The 18,795-nt window shown below is 73.7% G+C and carries 14 protein-coding genes; 7 read left to right on the top strand and 7 right to left on the bottom strand.

What is annotated here, in order from left to right; translation table 11 throughout:
• Positions 1-11 precede the first annotated feature (11 nt).
• The 6 genes from NUM_RS20585 (at position 12) to NUM_RS20610 (ending at position 4,417) form a co-directional block, all read left to right on the top strand.
• Positions 12-896, top strand: coding sequence for a sigma-70 family RNA polymerase sigma factor (locus NUM_RS20585; protein ID WP_225918728.1), 885 nt, complete (start codon positions 12-14; stop codon positions 894-896).
• Positions 897-1,009: 113 nt separating this feature from the next.
• Positions 1,010-1,594, top strand: a complete 585-nt coding sequence (locus tag NUM_RS20590) for an NUDIX hydrolase (RefSeq protein WP_207126536.1) — start codon at positions 1,010-1,012, stop codon at positions 1,592-1,594.
• A complete protein-coding gene (locus NUM_RS20595; protein WP_207126537.1) occupies positions 1,584-2,420 on the top strand; it encodes a nucleotidyltransferase family protein in 837 nt (278 codons plus the stop codon). Before NUM_RS20590 ends, NUM_RS20595 begins: the two co-directional genes overlap by 11 nt.
• A 257-nt stretch (positions 2,421-2,677) precedes the next feature.
• Entirely contained in the window at positions 2,678-2,965 is a 288-nt protein-coding gene (locus NUM_RS20600; protein ID WP_207126538.1) for an Lrp/AsnC family transcriptional regulator, read from the top strand.
• 2 nt (positions 2,966-2,967) lie between these two features.
• Complete coding sequence (locus NUM_RS20605) at positions 2,968-3,534, top strand: class I SAM-dependent methyltransferase (RefSeq protein WP_207126539.1); 567 nt, start codon at positions 2,968-2,970, stop codon at positions 3,532-3,534.
• 61 nt (positions 3,535-3,595) lie between these two features.
• Complete coding sequence (locus NUM_RS20610) at positions 3,596-4,417, top strand: alpha/beta hydrolase family protein (RefSeq protein ID WP_207126540.1); 822 nt, start codon at positions 3,596-3,598, stop codon at positions 4,415-4,417.
• A gap of 242 nt (positions 4,418-4,659) precedes the next feature.
• Here the strand turns inward: NUM_RS20610 and NUM_RS20615 are convergent, their stop codons facing one another.
• The 3 genes from NUM_RS20615 to NUM_RS37690 form a co-directional block, all read right to left on the bottom strand.
• On the bottom strand, positions 4,660-7,494 hold the full coding sequence (locus NUM_RS20615; protein ID WP_207126541.1) for a PA domain-containing protein: 2,835 nt from the start codon (positions 7,492-7,494) through the stop codon (positions 4,660-4,662).
• A 26-nt stretch (positions 7,495-7,520) separates the two neighbouring features.
• The gene (locus NUM_RS20620) at positions 7,521-10,115 is read right to left on the bottom strand and encodes a carboxypeptidase regulatory-like domain-containing protein (RefSeq protein WP_207126542.1); all 2,595 of its coding nucleotides are present in this window, start codon (positions 10,113-10,115) and stop codon (positions 7,521-7,523) included.
• A 292-nt stretch (positions 10,116-10,407) separates the two neighbouring features.
• Positions 10,408-13,467 carry a helix-turn-helix transcriptional regulator gene (locus NUM_RS37690; RefSeq protein WP_207126543.1) on the bottom strand — a complete coding sequence of 1,020 codons (3,060 nt, stop codon included), beginning with the start codon at positions 13,465-13,467 and terminating at the stop codon, positions 10,408-10,410.
• Positions 13,468-13,662: 195 nt separating this feature from the next.
• Between NUM_RS37690 and NUM_RS20630 the strand changes: the two genes are divergently transcribed.
• A complete protein-coding gene (locus tag NUM_RS20630) occupies positions 13,663-14,598 on the top strand; it encodes a hypothetical protein (protein WP_207126544.1) in 936 nt (311 codons plus the stop codon).
• On the opposite strand, the gene NUM_RS20635 is transcribed toward NUM_RS20630, so the two are convergent.
• The 4 genes from NUM_RS20635 to qcrC form a co-directional block, all read right to left on the bottom strand.
• Complete coding sequence (locus NUM_RS20635) at positions 14,595-15,026, bottom strand: HIT family protein (RefSeq protein WP_207126545.1); 432 nt, start codon at positions 15,024-15,026, stop codon at positions 14,595-14,597. The genes NUM_RS20630 and NUM_RS20635 overlap by 4 nt on opposite strands.
• 179 nt (positions 15,027-15,205) lie before the next feature.
• On the bottom strand, positions 15,206-16,813 hold the full coding sequence (gene qcrB / locus NUM_RS20640; RefSeq protein ID WP_207126546.1) for a cytochrome bc1 complex cytochrome b subunit: 1,608 nt from the start codon (positions 16,811-16,813) through the stop codon (positions 15,206-15,208).
• On the bottom strand, positions 16,810-17,865 hold the full coding sequence (gene qcrA / locus NUM_RS20645) for a cytochrome bc1 complex Rieske iron-sulfur subunit (protein WP_207126547.1): 1,056 nt from the start codon (positions 17,863-17,865) through the stop codon (positions 16,810-16,812). The genes qcrB and qcrA overlap by 4 nt, the downstream gene beginning before the upstream one ends.
• Entirely contained in the window at positions 17,862-18,656 is a 795-nt protein-coding gene (gene qcrC / locus NUM_RS20650) for a cytochrome bc1 complex diheme cytochrome c subunit (RefSeq protein WP_207126548.1), read from the bottom strand. The genes qcrA and qcrC overlap by 4 nt, the downstream gene beginning before the upstream one ends.
• Positions 18,657-18,795: the final 139 nt, after the last annotated feature.

Genomic DNA, 18,795 nt, shown 5'->3' on the forward strand with positions numbered 1-18,795 from the left:
GACGGGAAGAGGTGACCGTGCAGGTGGCGGACGACGGGCTGGCGGCCCGGTTCGAGGCGGAACGCGGCCGGCTGCGGGCGGTGGCGTACCGGATGCTGGGCGAGCCGACGGCGGCCGAGGACGCGGTGCAGGAGGCGTGGCTGCGGCTGAGCCGGGTCGACGCGGACGAGGTGGACAACCTGGGCGGTTGGCTGCGCACCGTGGTCACCCGGATCTGCCTGGACGTGCTGCGCGCCCGCCGGTCCCGGCCGGAGGACCCGACCGAGACCGGCCAGCTCGACGAGGTACCCGGCGCGGCGGCCGAACCGGCCGACACCGCGGCGCTGGCCGACTCGGTCAGCCGCGCGCTGCTGATCGTGCTGGACACGCTGGAGCCGGCCGAACGGGTCGCGTTCGTGCTGCACGACATGTTCGCGGTGCCGTTCGACCAGATCGCGCCGATCGTGTCGCGCAGCCCGGTGGCCACCAAGAAGCTCGCCAGCCGGGCCCGGCAGAAGGTCCGGGGCACCCCGGCGGTACCGGCGGACGAGCTGGCCCGGCAGCGCCGGGTGGTGGCCGCGTTCCTCGCCGCCGCCCGCTCCGGCGACCTCGGCGGCATCCTCGCCGTACTGGCGCCGGACGTGGTGCGGCGCTCCGACCCGGCCGCGCTGCCGCCCGGCGCCGCCGCGGTGGTACGGGGCGCGCAGCAGGTCGCCCGGGGCACGGTGGCGCTGGCCGGCCGCTCCCGCCTGGCCGAGCTGGTACTGGTGAACGGGCGGATCGGCGCGGTCGTCGCACCGGGCGGGCGGCTGCGGTTCGCGCTGGCGTTCCGGGTCGACGGCGACGTGATCACCGAGTACGAGGTGATCGCCGATCCGGAGCGGCTCGCCCACCTGGACCTCGCGCTGCTCCCCTGACCCGGCGGGCGACGGCGCCGACCGACGCGCGCCGAGCGTGGCCGCGGCGGTACGTGGAGGTGCGAACGTGGGCGCGCGGCCGTCGGGGGCGGCCGTGCCGATAGCCTGGGGGCATGACGTCTCGGCGCGGGCTGCGGGAGCAGGCGTACTACGTCGGATTCCGGGCCTTCCACCGGCTGCCGATGAAGGTGCGCCGGCGCATCGTGCGCACCGTCGCCCCGACGTACACGCTGGGCGGGGTGACGCTGCTGCTGGACGTGCACAGCGTCGGCGACACGCCGGCGCCGCGGATCCCGGACACCGCGCGGATCCTGCTGCTGCGCCAGCCACCCGGGTTCGGCTGGACCCTGCCCGGCGGGCTGATCGACCGGGGCGAGTCGCCGCTGCAGTGCGCCGCGCGGGAGCTGCGCGAGGAGACCGGGGTACGGCTGCCGCTGGACGCGTTCGTCCCGGCGGTGCCGAACGCGGTGGTGCACCCGCGCGGCCAGTGGGTCGACACGGTGTTCGTCGCGCACGTCGACCCGGCGGACCATCCGGCCGAGGCGGACGGCATCGAGGTGGACGAGCTGGCCTGGCATCCGGTCACCGACCTGCCCCGGCTCACGCTGCCCACCGCGCGGCTGGTCGCCCGGTACGGGCTGGGGCCGCTCGCCGGCGCCGACGACCCGGACACCGCGGTGTTCAGCCTTGACCGCTGAACCACCCCGCCCCGCACCACCCCATCGCGTACCGGACCGGCCGCGGGAGCTGTGCGCGGTCGTGCTGGCCGCCGGGGAGGGGACGCGGCTGCGGCCGCTGACCGAGCTGCTGCCCAAGCCGCTGTGCCCGGTGGCGAACGTGCCGCTGCTCGACCGCGCCCTGGCGCGGCTGGCCGCGGCCGGCGTCACCGACGTGGCCGTCAACGCCTGCTACCGCGCCGCCGACATCGTCGAACACCTCGCCGACCGGCCGGTACGCGTCTCCGTCGAGGCGCCGCCCGCCCTCGGCACCGGCGGCGGGGTGGCCCGGCTGCGCGACTGGATCGACGGCCGGGACGTCCTGGTGTGCAACGCGGACGGCTACCTCGCCGACGGCGTCGAGGCCGCCCGGTCGCTGCTGGCCGGCTGGGACCGGCACCGGTTCCGGCTGCTCACCGTGCACGACGAGGCTCGTGGCGACTTCGGCGCACCGCGCCGCACCGAACGGTTCGCCGGGATGAGCCTGATGACCTGGCCGCAGGTGTGCGCGCTGCCGACCGGTACCAGCGAACTGCAGGTGCCGTGGCGTCGCGCCGAGGCGGCCGGCGAACTGGACCTGGTCGACTTCGCCGGCGTCTTCGTCGACTGCGGTACGCCCCGGGACTACCTCGCCGCGAACCTGCACGCCAGCGGCGGTACCAGCGTGGTCGGACCCGGTGCCCGGGTGGCCGGGCGCCTGGTCCGCAGCGTCGTGTGGCCCGGCGCGACCGTCACCGCCGACGAGACCCTCACCGACACCGTCCGCGCCACCACCCCGACCGGCCGCCCCGTCACCGTCCGCGCCTAGGGGCTGTCTCGAGGTCGCCGGCCGAGCGAGGCGAGTCCCGTTCGTCCGCGGCGGCGGCGGAGGGCAGTTCGGGCGCCGGGCCTGCACCCGGGCTGGCCGACGACGCCGCGAGCGGGCAGACGGGGCGCCGCAGCCGGCACGCGGACCTCGAGACAGGCCCTGGAGGTGCCGGTTGCCGGGAGGGTCGGGTCGGCGGGTGGCTAGCATGAACGGCCGACGGCACCGGAGCCGCGCAGGTCGACAGCAAGGAGCAGACGGTGATCACCGCGATCGTCCTCATCCAGTGCGAGACCGACTCGATCCCCGAGGTGGCGAGCGCGCTGGCCGCGCTACCCGGCGTCAGCGAGGTCTACTCGACGGCCGGCAACGTCGACCTGATCGCCGTCGTCCGGGTCCGCGAGTTCCACCAGATCGCCGACGTGATCGCCGACCGGATCAGCAAGACGGCCGGTGTGGTCGACACCGAGACGCACATCGCCTTCCGGGCGTACTCGCAGCACGACCTGGAGGAGACCTTCGCGATCGGCTTCGAGGACGCGGACTGACCATGCCGACCCGCCCGACCCCGCCGCTGGTGGTACGGGCCAAGCAGGGTGCCGCGGCGGCCGGGTTCGGCCGCTCCTGCCGGGACGAGGTGGGCCGGCTGCTCGCCACCCTGGCCGCGGCGGCCGGTGCCGGGCCGGTCGGCGAGCTGGGCAGCGGGTACGGCGTGGGTGCCGGCTGGCTGCGCGCGGGCCTGGCCCCGGGCGGCCGGCTGGTGACGGTGGACCTGGACCCGGCCGCCGCGGCGGCGACCGCGGCGCTGTTCGCCGACGACCCGGCGGTGACGGTGCTCGCCGACGACTGGCGGGCGGCGACGGGCCACGGGCCGTACCGGCTGCTGTTCTGCGACGGCGGCGGCAAGCAGGGCGGCCCGGACGCGGTCGCGCCGCTGGTCGCGCCGGGAGGCGTGGTGGTGCTGGACGACTTCACCGCGTCGGACGAGTGGCCACCCCGGTTCGAGGGCGAGGTGGACGAGCTGCGGCTGGCCTGGCTGACCGACGAGCGGTTCGTGGCCACCGAGGTCGGTACCGGGCCGGGCGCCGTCGCCCTCGTCGCCACCAGACTGACCTGAGGTTCCCCGGAGTGACGCTGGTCGTAGCCGGCATGACTACCCGTCGGTAACATGACTCGGCATGAGCACCGTCGAGACCCGGTACCTGCCGCGCGGTGACGACCGGCTGGCGCTGCGGGTGCACCCGGCGGGCGGCGGCCGGACCGCGCTGGTGCTGCCGGCGATGGGCGTGCCCGCGGCGTACTACGACGCGTTCGCGGCGCGGCTCACCGACGGCGGGCTGGACGTCGTGGTCGCCGACCTGCGCGGCACCGGCGCGAGCACCCCGCAACCGACCCGCACCAGCCGGTACGGGTACGCCGAGCTGGTCGACGACGTGGCCGCGGTGCTGGCGGCGCTGCGGGCCGAGGCGCCGCTGCTGATCGGGCACAGCCTCGGCGGGCACGCGGCGGCGCTGCACCTGGCGCTCGGTGGCAGCGGCGCCGGCCTGGCGCTGATCGCCTCCGGCACGCCGTGGAACCGGTTCTACCCCGGCCGGTACGGGCTGGGGCTGCGCGCGGTGACGCCGGTGATCACCGCGCTGTCCGGCGGCCTCGGGTACTGGCCGGGGCACCGGCTCGGGTTCGGTGGCCGGCAGTCGACCGGCGTGATGCGCGACTGGGCGTACGTGGTGCGCACCGGTGACTTCCCGCCGCTGTCCGGGGTGGACGTCGACGCGCGGCTGGCCGACGTCAAGGTGCCGGTGTACGCGGCCAGCGTCGAGGGCGACCGGCTCACCCCGCCGGTGACGCTCGACCACTTCGTCGCGAAGTTCACCGGTACCAGCGTCGAGCGGCACCACTACACCGCCGCGGAGTCCGGCGCCACGATGAACCACTTCCGCTGGACCCGGGCCGCGACACCGCTGGCCGCCCGCATCCTCGACTTCGCGCGCACCCTCTAGCCCGGCCCCGGCCGCCGCACCGCTCGGCGGGTCCGCTCGCCGCCCGGACGAGCTGCGCCCGTCCGACCGCTCGGCCGATCTGCGCCCCATCCGCCCGCTCGGCCGGTCTGCGCCCCATCCGCCCGCTCGGCCGGTCTGCGCCCCGTTCGGCCGCTCGGCGGGTCCGCGCCCCCTCCGCCCGCTCGGCCGGTCTGCGCCTCGCGCAGGTGCGGGGGCGTCCCGGCCGGGACGCCCCCGCACCGTCAGGACACCGCGATGGGGTCGGTGAGGGTCTGGGTGAGGGTGGCGCCGGCGGTGTCGGTCGCCACCGCCCTGATCGAGACGTACCCGCCGGTCCGCGCCTTCGCCGGCACCCGGTAGTGCGCGGTGTACACGCCGGCGTGGTCGCGGCTCAGCGCCGCCGTCGTCCACGACTTGCCGCCGTCGACGCTGGTCCACACCTTCAGCGAGCGCAGCCGCGCGACCGCACCGGGGTCGAGCTGGTGGGTGGGCGTGATCGTGACGGTATGGCCGGCGGACGCGGTGACCGAGTCGTGCACGTCGGTGTGCCCGTCGTACCGCAGGAACAGGATCGGGTTCGCCGCGCACCGCTCGTCCTGCGCCACGGCCCAGTCGAGGCACTCGTACCCGGTCGGGTAGTCACCGTCGCCGGGCCGGGCAGAGGTGAACGTCCACTCGCTCGCGATGCCGTTGACCGACGCCGTGAACCGGTACTTCCGCTTCTCCGGCGGCAGCTGATAGGCGTCGGCGTAGGAGTGGGTCGTCAGCGGCACCTCGGTACCGTCGGACCGGTAGAGGTGCATGCTGCCCGCGTCGAACGCCTGCACGCCCCAGTCCCGCGGCGCCGCGCCGGGCACCATGTCGGCGTACGGGAAGAACCAGTCGCCGGTGCGGCACAGCGAGCACACCATCCCGGTGGGCGAGTCGGTCCACTTGCCCTCGGGCTGCGCCGCGTACACGTCGGTCGGCGGCGCGATCGTGGCCGGCGCCGCGAGCGCGCCGAGCCAGTCGGTCTCCCGTACCCCGGGGGTGAACACGTCCCGGGTGAACTCGGCGGTCGGCCCCGCGTTCGCCCGGGTCCCGGCGGCGCTGCGGGTCCACACCTGGTCCGGCGTGGCCGGTCCGTAGTACATCCGCGTCGTCGCGGGCGCCGGCCGTCGGTAGTAGCCGATGCCGGTGACCAGGTTCTCGTTCGGCCGGAAGGCGCTCCAGTCGGTGCTGATCGAACCGCCCGGCGCGTGGTAGCGCTCGGTGACCCGGGTGAGCTCCGGGTCGGTGACCGAGTAGCGGCCGGTGCGGTGGAACCCGCCCTCGTCGGTGAACCGCAGGTTGTACAGGTAGGGGGTGGCGCCGCCGTCGGCGACGGCCACCGTCACCGGCCCGCCGGCCAGCAGCTTCCGCACCTGTGCCGCCTCGGCCACCGAGATCGACGCGCTCGGGATCTCCGACGCGTACGCGCACGGCAACGTGTCGCACAGCCCGCCCCACGGCAGGAAGACCGGGATCTCCGCCGACAGGCTGGGGTCCTCGGTGTTCGTCGGGTCGATGAGGATGCCGGCCGCGCCGGCGGCCGACGCGGCGGCGTAGTCGTCGCGGGTCGGCCCGGCGAATCCGTTGCGCGCCCGGACGAGGGCGAGCTTGCCGCGGGCGTCGATCCGGTCGAAGTCGGCCTGGTCACCGACTCCGGCGTCCACGACCTGCAACGCCTGCCGCCCGTCGAAGCGGGTGAACGGATCCCCGGGCACGGTCTCGTACGCGTGCGGGTAGAAGGCGTGCAGCGCCAGCTTCGTCGGTGCGGTCACCTTCATCGTCAGCGACGGTGTGCCCAGCTGCCACAGGGTCGAGACGTGGAAGGTGCCGAAGGTGACCGGCGACGTGGTGGGCAGCCACTCCAGCACCGTGCCGTAGCTGGGGAAGGTGAGCCCGGCCCCGTACGCGCCGTCGATCGTGGTCCGGCCCGCGCTGAAGTTCTGCGAGTACGCCTCGGTGGGTCTGGGTGTGTCGACGCCCAGCGGCACCACCCGGTCGGCGTCGAGCACCGTCGTGGTGTCGCCGGCCACCGCGAACTCGGGGTCGACGAGCGTCCCGTAGTGCCGCCGGTTGCCGACGTGCTGGGTGTACGAACCGTCCGCCTCGTAGGTGCCGGCCGGGACGCTGAACTTCCAGACCACCTGGGTGCAGGCCTCGTCGACGCACGCCGCACCGAGCGGTTGGTAGCTGTCGAACGAGCGGGAGTTGATCCGGCTCAGGTACACCGGACCGATGCAGTTCGCACCCGACCGGTAGCAGCCGGCGGTGAAGCCGCCCTTCGACTTCTTCTCCACGACCGTGACGGTGAACAGCGGCGCGCCGTCGCTGCCGGTCGCCGCCGGCCTGGCGGCGGTGCTGCGGTGACCGGTGGGCCACACCCGTACCGCGCCGCCGGCGAGCTGCTCGACCGGCACCGCGCCGTCCGCCTCGGCGCGTCCGGTCAGGCCGCGCCAGAAGGCGGCGGCCTTCCGCGCCGGTACCGCCACCGACACGGTACGGCCGGACGCGTGCGTCACGGTGGCGCCGGGCAGCGCCTCGGCGTGCCGGGCCGCCGCGGCGGTGGCCGTCGACGCCGAGTACCGGATCGTGATCGGCAGTGTCGCCGCCGGCGTGGTGTCGCCGTGTGCCATCAGCCAGGTCACGTCGAACAGGTTCCGATCGACGATCCCGGTACGCACCAGCGACCAGGTGTCGGAGGTGTCCGCCGTGATGTGGTCGGTGACGCCGGCCGGCGTGGTCGTGGCGTGCACCGTGACCACCGAGTCGGTGCCGGGTGCCGCGGTCGCCTGCACCGTGTAGTGCCCGGCCCCGCCGGTCAGCGTGATCCGGTCACCGGTGGGCAGCGTGACGACGTGGCTGTCGCCGGTCAGGCCGGGCAGCCCGACCCGGTTCGGGTCGCTCGGGCGGGTGGCCTTCGCGCCGTCCGGCGCGGCGCTCGCGGTCGGCGGGGCGACCACCGACGTGAGGCCCAGGGTGACGGCGGCCGCGGCGGCGAGCGCGATCGGCGCCCTCCGCCACCCGGCCCGCCGGCGGGGGGTGCTGATCACGGCTCTCTCCTCGGCTCGGTGCGGGCTCATCGGGTACCTCCGGCGGGTTCCAGCGTCCAGTCGTAGCGGACCACCCGACCGGACTCGACGGTCACGCTGTGGGTGGCGGTCGCGTACCCGTCCCGCGTCGCGGTCAGCGCGCGGCTTCCGGCCGGCAGGAACAGCGCGTAGTAGTTCGGTACGGCCGGGTCGCCGGTCGCCGCCGACACGGCGCTGGTGGCCGGGTCGCCGTCGGGGCCGATCCGGGCGCCGTCGATCGAACCGTGGTCGTCGGCGTTCGCCACCGTGCCGACGAGCAGCCCGCCGGGCTGCGCGGTGCAGTCGCCGGCACCGATCGCCACGTCGTCCAGCGACCACCAGCCGGCCCGCCGGCCGGTGAAGTCGAACCGCACCCGCGCCTTCGCGGCGCTCGGCAGGGCCAGCTCGACCGTACCGATCGCGTTGCTGGAACCCTTGCGCCACAACGACTTCCACCGCTTACCGCCGTCCGTGGACAGCTCGACGGCGGCGCGCTGACCGGCGCCGGCGTAGTACGCGCTGTCGAAGCGCAGGGTGGGCGAGCGCTGCCCGGACAGGTCCACGACCGGGGAGGTGAGCGTCGTCGCCAGCCGGTGCCCGCTGGCGCCCGAGTCGGCCACCGCGAACACGTCGTTGCCGCCCGGCGCCGGCGGCCGGCCGGCCGGGTTGTCGAACCGCCAGCCGCGCCCGGAGACCGTCCAGCCGCCGCCCGCTCGGGTACCGGTGAAGGTGTCGAAGGTCTGGGTCGAGCCACCCCGGCCGTACCCGGGTGCGCTGCACTCGGCCAGATCGGCCCTCAGCGCGACGTCCCGGGTCGACCCGTCGGCGGCCAGCTCGACCTCGGTGTCCTTCGCCTGGTAGCCGTCGGTCACCGTCGCCACGGCCGCCCCCGCCGCGTCGACGTGCAGCGAGTACGTGGCCGGTGCCGGCAGGTCGACCTGGTACCGGCCGGTCGTGGGGTCGGTGTGGATCGGCCCCTCGGGATAGCCGTCGATCGTGATCCGCGCGTACAGGCCCCACCCGTGGCCGGAGCCGTCGGTGACCCGGCCGCGCAGCGTCGCGTGCGGCAGCGGCGTCATCGACAGGTCGGCGGTCACCCGCTCACCGTCGCCGACCTCGACGCCGTCCTTCGTGGCCGTCCGGTAGCCGTACCTGCTCGCCGACAGGTCGTACCTGCCGGCCGCCACGTTCAGGTCGAAGCCGCCGTCGCTGCCGGTCCGGGTCTGGTAGCCGCCCGGGCTCGCCTTGATCGTCATGCCGGCGACCGGGGTACCGGTGGCGGCGTCGGTGACGTGGCCGACGATGTCGCCGTGCGGGCCGCCGGACAGCGCCGCGACGCCGTTCGGGGTACCGAGCCCGGTCGGGCCGTCCCAGCCGACCCCGGCGGTACACAACACGTTCCCGCAGGTCCCGTTCGTCCCGGTGGTGACGTCGAACAGGTGGTCGGACCGCTGCGGGTCGTGGTACGGGTAGCTCACCGGGTAGGTGTCCGCCGCCGGCGGGCCGGCCAGCGCGTACATCGCGGCCACCAGCGGCGAGGACAGGCTGGTACCGCCGACCTGCAGCCACCCGTCGTAGCCGAGCGTGTCGTACACGGCCAGGCCGGAGGCGGGATCGGCGACCGCGGCGAGGTCGGCGCTGGCACGCCGGTCGCAGCCGGTGTCGACGGCGTGCTGGAACTCCGGCTTCGGCTCGTACGGCGAGCAGCCGGACCCGGCCTCCGCCCACGCCGACTCGGTCCAGCCGCGTGCGGTGGAGCCGTCCCGGGTCAGCCGGGTACCGCCGATCGAGACGACCTTGTCGGAGGTGGCCGGCCAGTTCGTCACGTTGCCGTCGTCGCCGGACGAGGCGGTCACCACCACGCCCGGGTGGTCGTAGAAGTGGTCGTAGGCGGCCTCGTCGGCGAACTCACCGGCGATGCCGTACGAGTTGGAGACGTACTTCGCGCCCAGCTCGACCGCCTTGTCGACCGCGGCACCCATGTTCTCGACGCTCGCGTCGTCGCTCTCCACCAGCAGGATGCTGCAGGTCGGGCACGCCGCGGACACCGCGTCGATGTCCAGCGCGGTTTCCATCGCCCAACCGGGATCGTCCGGCGGGTACTGCGTGCCCCCGCGCTGGTCCACCTTGGTGAAGCAGCCGTTGGCCGTCGTGCACGGGGGCAGGCCGTAGTGGTCCCGGTAGGTGGCCAGGTCCTCCTCGGCCGACGAGTACCCCATCGCGTCGACGATCGCCACGGTCTGCCCGCCGGTCTCCGGCAGCCGGTACGCGCGCTGGATGTCGGCCGGGGACAGCGACGACGGGCGCGGTCCGCTGTCGTTCGGGACGATCTCGTGGTCCGGCGCGGTGCGCACCACCGACAGGCAGCGTACGAACCCCTTCTTCGGCGTCGTGTTGCAGCCGGTCGGGGTGTTCGCCGTCAACGCCGTCGCGGCGGCCGCGTGCGTCGCCGGTGGCGCCTCGTCGCCCGTCGCGACCATGCCGAACGCGGTGCCGCCGGCCAGCAGCGCCAGCACGCCCACCGCCGCACCGAGCGCGGCGAACCTGCCGCGCCTACCGGTCGGTACCCACCGGGGCACCAGTTGCTGGAGTCTCCATCGCATCGGAGCCTGCCCTTCCGCTCGGGGATCGGTTCGTCCGTGCACCACGCCCGGTCAGACCGGCCCGTAGTCGTCGTCGGTGTCCTCGGAGGGCTCGTCCGGGGTCGCCCCCGCCACCGGGGTCGCCTCGTCGTTCGGTGGGGTCGCGGGCTCGGACCCGGACGGCTGGCTCATCGCACGTACTCCTCGGACGCCTGTCGGTACGTGGCACATCCTGGCGTCGGCGCGGCGGCCTGACGATGGGGCAGATGCCCCAATAAACCGGCGGCCGGTGCGGCGCCGTGGTGGATCCGGGTCAGGTCGTCGCGGTGGGCGGGGCGTCGACGACGATCCCGGACTCCACCAGGCGAACGGCGAGTGCGGTCCGGGACGCGGCGTCGAGCTTGCGCATCGCCGAGTCCAGGTGCCGGGCGACCGTCTTGGGCGACAGGTACAGCCGTTCGGCGATCTGCCGGTTGGTGAGGCCACCGACCAGCAACCGCGCCACGTCCAGCTCCCGCGGGGAGAGCCGGTCGCCGTAGCTGGGCCGGCCGCCGCGGCGCAGCGGTCCGTCGCCGAGCCGCCGCAGCGCGTCGGAGATCCGGCCCGCGTCCCCGGCCGCGCCGAGCTGCGCGAGCCGCTGCCCGGTCTGCCGCAACAGCGCGATCCCCTCGTCGGTACGGCCCGCCCGCACCAGCGCGTGCGCCTGGCCCTCCCGGGCCAGCAGCGCATCGTACGGCTGTGGCAGCGCCTCCCACGCCAGCGCCGCCCGCTCGTACGCGGCGGCCGCGGCGGCCGGGTCGACACCGCCGTCGGCGAGCACCGCGGTACACGACGCCACCGTCGCCCGGGCCACCGGCATGTCCCGCCGCCCGGCCCAGTCGGCGAACGCCGCGGCGAGCTGGGCCGCCTCGTCCCCGCGATCCACCGCCACCAGCGCCGCCACCCGCACCGACACCATGTCCCGGGCCCGCATCCACAGCTGCTGCGCGCCGGCCGTACCGACCGACTCGGCCGTCAGCCGCACGGCCTCCTCCGGGTGACCGGTGGCCAGGGCCAGCCGGGCCAGCGCCGCGGTCACCGACGCCACGTGGTCCATCAACCCGCTTCGCCGCAGCGCCGCCAGCGCCTCCCGCAGCCGCGCCCCGGCCCGGGCGTAGGCGCCGCCGGCCAACTCCAGCAGGCCGGCAAGCAGGGTCGCGTCCAGCTGGATGTGCGGGCCGAGCTCCTCGTCGGCGGCCAGCGCGTCGACCCGTTCGGCGAGCCCGGCCCACCGCCCGGTGAGATGGTCCAGGTACGCCTGGTTCACCGCCCCGAGTCCCAGGTACTGCCGGTACTGGTACCGCTCGGCGGTGGCCAGCGCGTCGTCGTTCAGCTCACCGGCGCGCGCGTAGCGACCCCAGTACTGCGCCATCAGCGCGAGGTTGAGCTTCGCGATGATGGCGTCCGCGCGGCTCTCCGGCCCGGACGGCGCCGTGGGCACCCGCTCGGCGTACGACCAGCCTTCGTCGTCGCCGAGGAACAGCAGCCCGCACGCGACGCTGGCGGTCAGCCAGATCCGGAGACCGGCGGGCAGCTCCGCCGTCGCCGCCGTGTCGTGGGCGCGGTGCAACCAGTCGCGGTAGACCTCCGCCGACCACTCGGCGCCCTCCGGCCAGCCGAGCACCACCATCGCGCGCGCCGCGTTCCCCGGATCGTGCCCCAGGTCCGGGATCGCCACCTCGAACTCGGCCCGGCCGGCCCCGCGGTCGCCCGACATCATCAGCATCCGGCCGAGATGAATGCGCAGTTCACCGCGCGCCGGGCCGGGCAGGTCGGCCCCGGCGAGCACCGCCCGCAACGCCGCCACCAGCCGGACGAACCGGTCGCCGCGCGAGATCGTGCCGAAGCTCGTCATCCGGACCAGCCGCAGCAGCGTGTCGACGGGCGGGCCGGCCTCGGTGATCGCCTCGTACAGCAACAGGTCGGCCGACTCGGCGTCACCGGAGGCGGCGGCCTGGTCGGCGGCCAGCTCGGCGTACCGGCACCACGCCGCGACATCGCCGGCGGCGCGGAAGTGCCGGGTCAGCTGCGCCACCGGCGGCGGTGCCGTGGCGGCCAGCTCGGTACCGACCCGGCGGTGCAGCACGCCGCGCTGCGGCGCCGGGATCGACTCGTACACGATGCGGGCGACCAGGGCGTGCCGCACCGACACGACCCCCGGCCGGGTCTCGCCCAGCAGCCCCGCCTCCGCCGCAGCGGCCAGACCGGCCCGCGCCGCGTCCACCGGCAGTCCGGTACCGGCGACGACGATCTGCTCCGGTACCGGATGAGCGGCCACCGCCGCCACCCGCAACACCGCGCGCGCGTCGTCGTCGAGCCGGCGTACCCGTTCCAGCACGGCGTGCCGGATCGACCGCGGTACCACGATGTCGGACAGGTTGCGGCGCCGCCGCCACTCCCCGTTGCGGTGGATCAGGTCGGCGCGCTGCCCCATCAGCCGCACCGACTCCTCCACCGCCAGCGGCACCCCACCGGTACGGTCGTGCAGGAACGCGGCGAACTCCGCCGACACCGGCCCGCCGGCGAGCATCGTCGACACCAGCCGCGCCGTCGCGTCGACGTCCAGCGGGTCGAGCACGATCCGGCACTGCGTCGTACCGGCCGGCGCCCGCGCCGCGAGCACCGGCACCAGCGAGTCGTCCGGCAGGTCCGCCGGCCGGCAGGTCACCAGCAGGCTCACCGTGCTGGCCGGTCGCGCGGACAGGAACAGCAGGAACTCCAGCGTCGTGTCGTCGGCCCAGTGCGCGTCCTCCAGTACCAGCAGCCGCACGCCGAGCCGGTCGAACAGTTCCGCCAGCGCGCGCAGCAGCCGGTGCCGGGCGGCGCTCGCGTCCCCGGCCGGCTCCAGCGCCGGTGGCAGTTCGTCCGCCCACTCCGGCAGCAGCGGCCGCAGCGCACCGGCCAGCGGGCTGAGCCGCAGCGCGCCGACGTCGGGCACCGCGACCCGTACCGCGTCCACGATCGCGCCGAGCGTGTGCGGCCGCGGCAGCGCCGGACACGCCGCCAGTACGGTGTCCACCCGACCGCCGCCCCGGCTGTCGCTCGGCCGTTCGCCGCTCGCCTGACTACCACCGGCCCGACTACCGACAGCCCGGCTACCGCCGGCCCGGCTGCCGGCGGCCCGGTTTCCGCTGGCAGGGTTTCCGCTGGTCCGGCCGCCGCTGGTCGGGGTCCGGGCGGCGAGCACCTCGGCGACCAGGCGGCTCTTGCCGACACCCGCCTCGCCCTCGACCACCACGAGCGCCGGCGGCGCGGCCAGCGCGGCGGTCAACGCCGCGAACTCGGCATCACGCCCGACGAACCCGGGCTGCCGCACCGGCGCGGGATCGTTCATCGGCACCTCCCGGCGTGGTGGGGCGGCCACGCGACCGGCGACGAACCGACCATGTTCCGACAGGGTGCCCTATCGCCCCGGATCTGGCCAGAGCCGATGCGCCGACCACGCAGGCACGGAGCGTGGCGGCCCCGGCCTCGCCGCTCGGGTTCGCATTAAGAGCAGCTCATCGCGGTGGCTGCTTACGCTGCGGCGATGGATCGCCCCATGGCACCGCTACCGGTTCGCGCCTGCGCCGGCGCGCTGACGCTGTGTGCCGTCGCCTCGGTCGTCTACGCCGCGACGAGGCTGGTCCAGGCGATCGTGCCGGACAGCAGCCCGTACCCGAGGGAAGACTCGGTGATCGACGCCTGGTTCGCGCTGTTCGCGATGATCGGCTACGCGGCGGCCGCGTACGGCGTGCTGACGCACCGGTGGGGCGCCCGCCAGCTCGGCCTGCTGGTGTCCGGCGCCTTCCTGCCGTACGGCGCGTTCGTCTCGCTGCTGGCGTTCGTCAACCTGTTCGGTTACCCGTGGGAGAACCGGCTGCGCACCGTGCTGCTCGCGGCCAACTGCATCGCCCTGACCGCGGCGATGGCCGGCGCCGTGCTCGGGCTCGCCAGCCTGTGGCGCCGGCGCGTCGCCGACTACTTCGCCGTCCAGCTGCCGCCGCTGTCGGAGCGGCAGGCCCGGCGGATGACGCTGCGCTCCCGGCTGCTGCTCGTCACGGTCGCGGCGACGACCAGCGGGGTGATGCTGTGGGTGGCGATGCTGGCGCTGAACAGCGAGACCGATCCCGCCAGCAGGTACGGCGTGATGGCCGCGCTGCTGGCGCTGTTCCTGGTGTTCCTGACGCCCGGGCTGCTGTGCGTGATCTCGGCGGCGTTGCTGCCCCGCTACCCGGGTTCGCGCCGGGTCGGCCTCGTCGGGTTGTGGGTGTCCGCGCTGTTGGGCGTGCCGGTGATGGTGTTGCTGGCCTCGTTCATGACGCTCGACCCGGTGACCCCGGACCCGGACCAGCTGCTCTGGACGCTCGGCAGCGGCATCGCCCTGCTGTGCGAACTGATCGGCTTCTTCTGCGTCGCCAGCGCCGTGCTGCTGCTCAACCATCCGCAGCTGCGGGCCCGGCTCGCCCACCGGCGCCCGGCCTAGAGGTACGGGCGGAGCTGGTCGGCGATCGCGTCGGTCTCCGGCACCGACAGGCGCGGCACCTCACCCCACTCGGTACCGCCGCCGGGCAGCGTGCCGGCGACGTGGAAGTGCACGTGCGGCACCATCTGCCGGGCCGGCACGCCGTTGTTCTGCCACACGCAGATGCCCTCCGGGTCGTACGCGGCGGACAGCGCCCGGGCCGCCCGCTGCACCCCGGTCATCACCGCGGCCGCCTCGTCCGGTGCCAGGTCGAGCACCGTGGCCCGGTGCGCGATCGGGATCACCAGCAGGTGCCCCACCCCACGCTGCTCCCGGGTGACCATGATCGCCGTCTCGTCGTCCCGGCACAGGATCGTGTACGGGAACTCCCCGTCCAACGTCCCGCAGAAACTGCACCGTCGCCCTGCCTCGGGCACCGCGATACCCACGTCGACATCATCCCCCGGTACCGGCCCTTCGAGGCGGCCGGGAGGCGTCGGCACCGGGCCCCGCGGTTCCGACGCGCGCCAGGCGGCGTCCGTACCTCGTCCGCGCGCCCCGGGCGACGGAACACGACAACGGCCGGGACACCCCCGAAGGGACGCCCCGGCCGTCGGTCGGAGTGGGCTCAGCGACGCCCGGAGGTGATCTCCTCGCGCTGCTCCTCGGCCTCCACCTCGCGCGGCTCCTCCGGCTGCTCGACCGGAACGAAGAACCCCTTGATGGCGGGCCCGATGGCACCGATACGGTTCATCTTCTTCGGCACCACCCAACCGCGGTACGGCAGCTCGGTGTGGCCGTGCTCGTCCGGCGCCGCGAGCGGCTGGTGCACCTCGACGAAGGCACCGTTGGGCAGCCGCTTGATGATGCCGGTCTCGACGCCGTGCGCCAACACCTCGCGGTCGTGCTGCTGCAACCCCAGCGCGATGCGATAGGCCAGGTAGTAGGCCAGTGGCGGCAGCACGAGCAACCCGATCCGGCCGGCCCAGGTCATCGCGTTCAGGCTGATGTCGAACTTGTCGGCGATCACGTCGTTGCCGCCGGACAGCGTCAGCACGACGAAGAAGGTCACCGCCATCGCGCCGAGCCCGGTACGGGTGGGCACGTCCCGCGGCCGCTGCAGCAGGTTGTGATGGGCTCTGTCGCGCATGAACCGCTGTTCCAGGAACGGATACAGCAGGCCGAGCGTGACCAGGACGCCGGGCAGCACGACGGTCGGCCAGAAGATCGGCGGCACCGTGTACCCGTGGTTGAACAGGTGGATGCGGATCTCCCACGGCGGCATCAGTCGGGTCGAGCCGTCGAGGAACATCACGTACCAGTCGGGCTGCGAGGCGGACGACACCACGGCCGCCTTGTACGGGCCGAACAGCCAGATCGGGTTGATCTGGATCAGCCCGCCGAACAGCGCCAGCACGCCGAACACGATCATGAAGAAGCCGCCGCCCTTGGCCGCGAAGCCCGGGAACATGCGGTGCCCGACCACGTTGTGCTCGGTGCGCCCCGGGCCGGGCCACTGGGTGTGCTTCTGCTTGACCAGCAGCGCCAGGTGCAGCGCGATCAGCCCGAGGATGATGCCGGGTATCAGGAACACGTGCCCGATGTAGAGCAGGCTGAATATTCGGTCGCCGCCCGGGAACTCGCCGCCGAAGATCGCGAACGACACCCAGGTGCCGATCACCGGGATCGACAGCATGATCGCGTCGGCGATGCGCAGGCCGGTGCCGGACAGCGCGTCGTCCGGCAGCGAGTAGCCGGCGAAGCCCTCCAGGAAGCCCAGCCAGAACAGCAGGAAGCCGACCATCCAGTTCATCTCACGCGGGCGCCGGAACGCGCCGGTGAAGAAGATCCGGAGCATGTGCACCACGATCGCGGCCATGAACAGCAGCGCCGACCAGTGGTGGATCTGCCGCAGCACCAGGCCGCCGCGCACGTCGAACGAGATGTTCAGCGCCGACGCGTACGCCTGCGACATGCTGATGCCGCGCAGCGGCACGTACGACCCGTGGTAGACGACCTCCGCCGACGACGGGGTGAAGAAGAACGCCAGGAACGTCCCGGTCAGCAGCAGGATGATGAACGAGTAGAGCGCGATCTCGCCCAGCATGAACGACCAGTGGTCCGGGAAGACCTTGTTGAACAGCTTGCGCAGCGGGCTCGCACCGGCCAACCGCTGGTCCGCCCAGTCGGCGACGGCACCCGGCGCCTGCTTGGGGTCAAACTTCGGACGCTTCATGGCCGCTCCCAGAAGCCCGGGCCGATCGGAACCTTGTAGTCCGATGTTGCGACGAAATAGCCGTCGCTGTCCACCGTGATCGGCAGCTGGGGCAGCCGCCGGGTGGCCGGACCGAAGATCGGGCGGGCGTTGTTGGTGATGTCGAACTGCGACTGGTGGCACGGGCAGAGCAGCCGGTTGGTCTGCTGCTCGTACAGGCTGGCCGGGCAGCCGGCGTGGGTGCAGATCTTCGAGTACGCCAGGTAGTTGTTCCACTGCGCGCCCTTGTTGATGGGCAGCGCGTTGGACAGCGCCCGCTTGGCGTCCGAGTCCCGCAGGTGGATCAGCAGCGTCGGCGAGTCGGCGTACTTGTTGGTGTTGCCGTCCCGGATCGCCGGGAACACGGTGATCTGGCCGCCGGCCGACACGTCCTCGGGCCGCACCAGCGTCCCGTCGTCGTGCATCAGCCGCACACCCTTTTTCCAGGCTGTGGTCAGCAGATCGGACTTGTGGTCCTTGATCAGGCCGCCCAGCGGCATGATCGCGGCGACGCCGACCGGGGCGAGGCCCAGCGCGACCGCGCCCTTGAGCAGCGGACGACGCTGGATGCCCAGCTCGTCGACCATGCTCATCGCGGTCGCGGCGGTCAGCTTGCGCTCGACGTCCGGCGACGCGCCGTCGTGCCGGCGCTCCACCGAGACCTCCTCGGGCAGCAGCTTCTTCGCCCAGGTGATGATCGCGATGCCGATGAACAGCAGCGCCAACCCCAGGGTGAGGCCGAGGACGGGCGTGTAGAACTTGTTCAGGTTCGAGCCGGGCTTGTAGTGCCACGGCCAGGCGACGTACGCGACGATGAACGCCAGCGCGGCCAGCCCGACGATGGCGAAGCACAGCGCCACGAACCGGACGACGCGCTTCTCTTCCTTGCTGCCCGGCCGGGTGAACCGCGGCTGGTAGTGCACGATCTCGACGCCGTCCCGGCGAGCGCCCTCCCGGACCAGGTCGAACCGGGTGAGCTTCGGATCGTCCGGATCGAACTCCGGCGCGTCCCTGTCGGTTTCGGTCTCGCTCACGACTTCCCCGCAATCCACAGCGTGGCGAACAGCAGCGCGGTGATGCCGATCAGGAAGATCGCCAGACCCTCGGTGGTCGGACCGATCGCACCGATGTCCCAACCGCCCGGACTCTGGTCGCTCTTCATGTTCTGGACGTAGGAGATGATGTCCATCTTTTCCTGCGGGGTCAGCTCGTTGTCCCCGAACACCGGCATGTTCTGCGGGCCGGTCAGCATCGCGGCGTAGATCTGCCGGTCCGTCGACGGGTGCAGGCTCGGTGCGTACTTGCCGGAGGACAGCGCGCCGCCGCCGGCCGAGAAGCCATGGCAGGACGAGCAGTTCACCCGGTACAGCTCGCCACCCGCGGCGACGTCACCCTTGCGCAGGTCGCCGTCCGGGATCTGCGGGCCGCCACCGAGCGACTCGATGTAGGCACCGAGCTGCTTCGCCTGCGTGTCGTCGAAGTGCGGAGTCTTGCGGGAGGCCTGCGCCTCCTGCCGGCTCATCGGCATCCGGCCGGTGGTCACCTGGAACTCGACCGCCGCCGAACCGACACCCACCAGGCTCGGCCCGCGGTCCTGCACGCCTTCCGCGTTCTTGCCGTGGCAGCTGATGCAACTCGTGTTGTACAGCTGCTGGCCCTTCTGGGCCGCGACGGACAACTGTTTCGTGTCCTCCGCGTGGCTGGAAGGCGCGAACGCCGTGTAGACACCACCGGCCAGAACCAGCGCCGCGACCAGCCGGGCACCGGTGCCCAGCTTCTGGCGCAGGGTGCGCCGTGGTCGACGATCGACGGGAGCAGCCGTCATGAGGTGGCCTCCGGATTCGGCGTCGCAACGAAGCGGAACCCACCGCCGCGTAGCACTGTCATGGCCTCACCTTGCGGTTGGTCGGCCCCGGCCGTCACCGACCGGTACCGATGCACTCGATTCACTTGGATCTCGCCCA

The organism is Actinocatenispora comari (genome assembly GCF_017312725.1).
GTDB lineage: Bacteria > Actinomycetota > Actinomycetes > Mycobacteriales > Micromonosporaceae > Actinocatenispora > Actinocatenispora comari.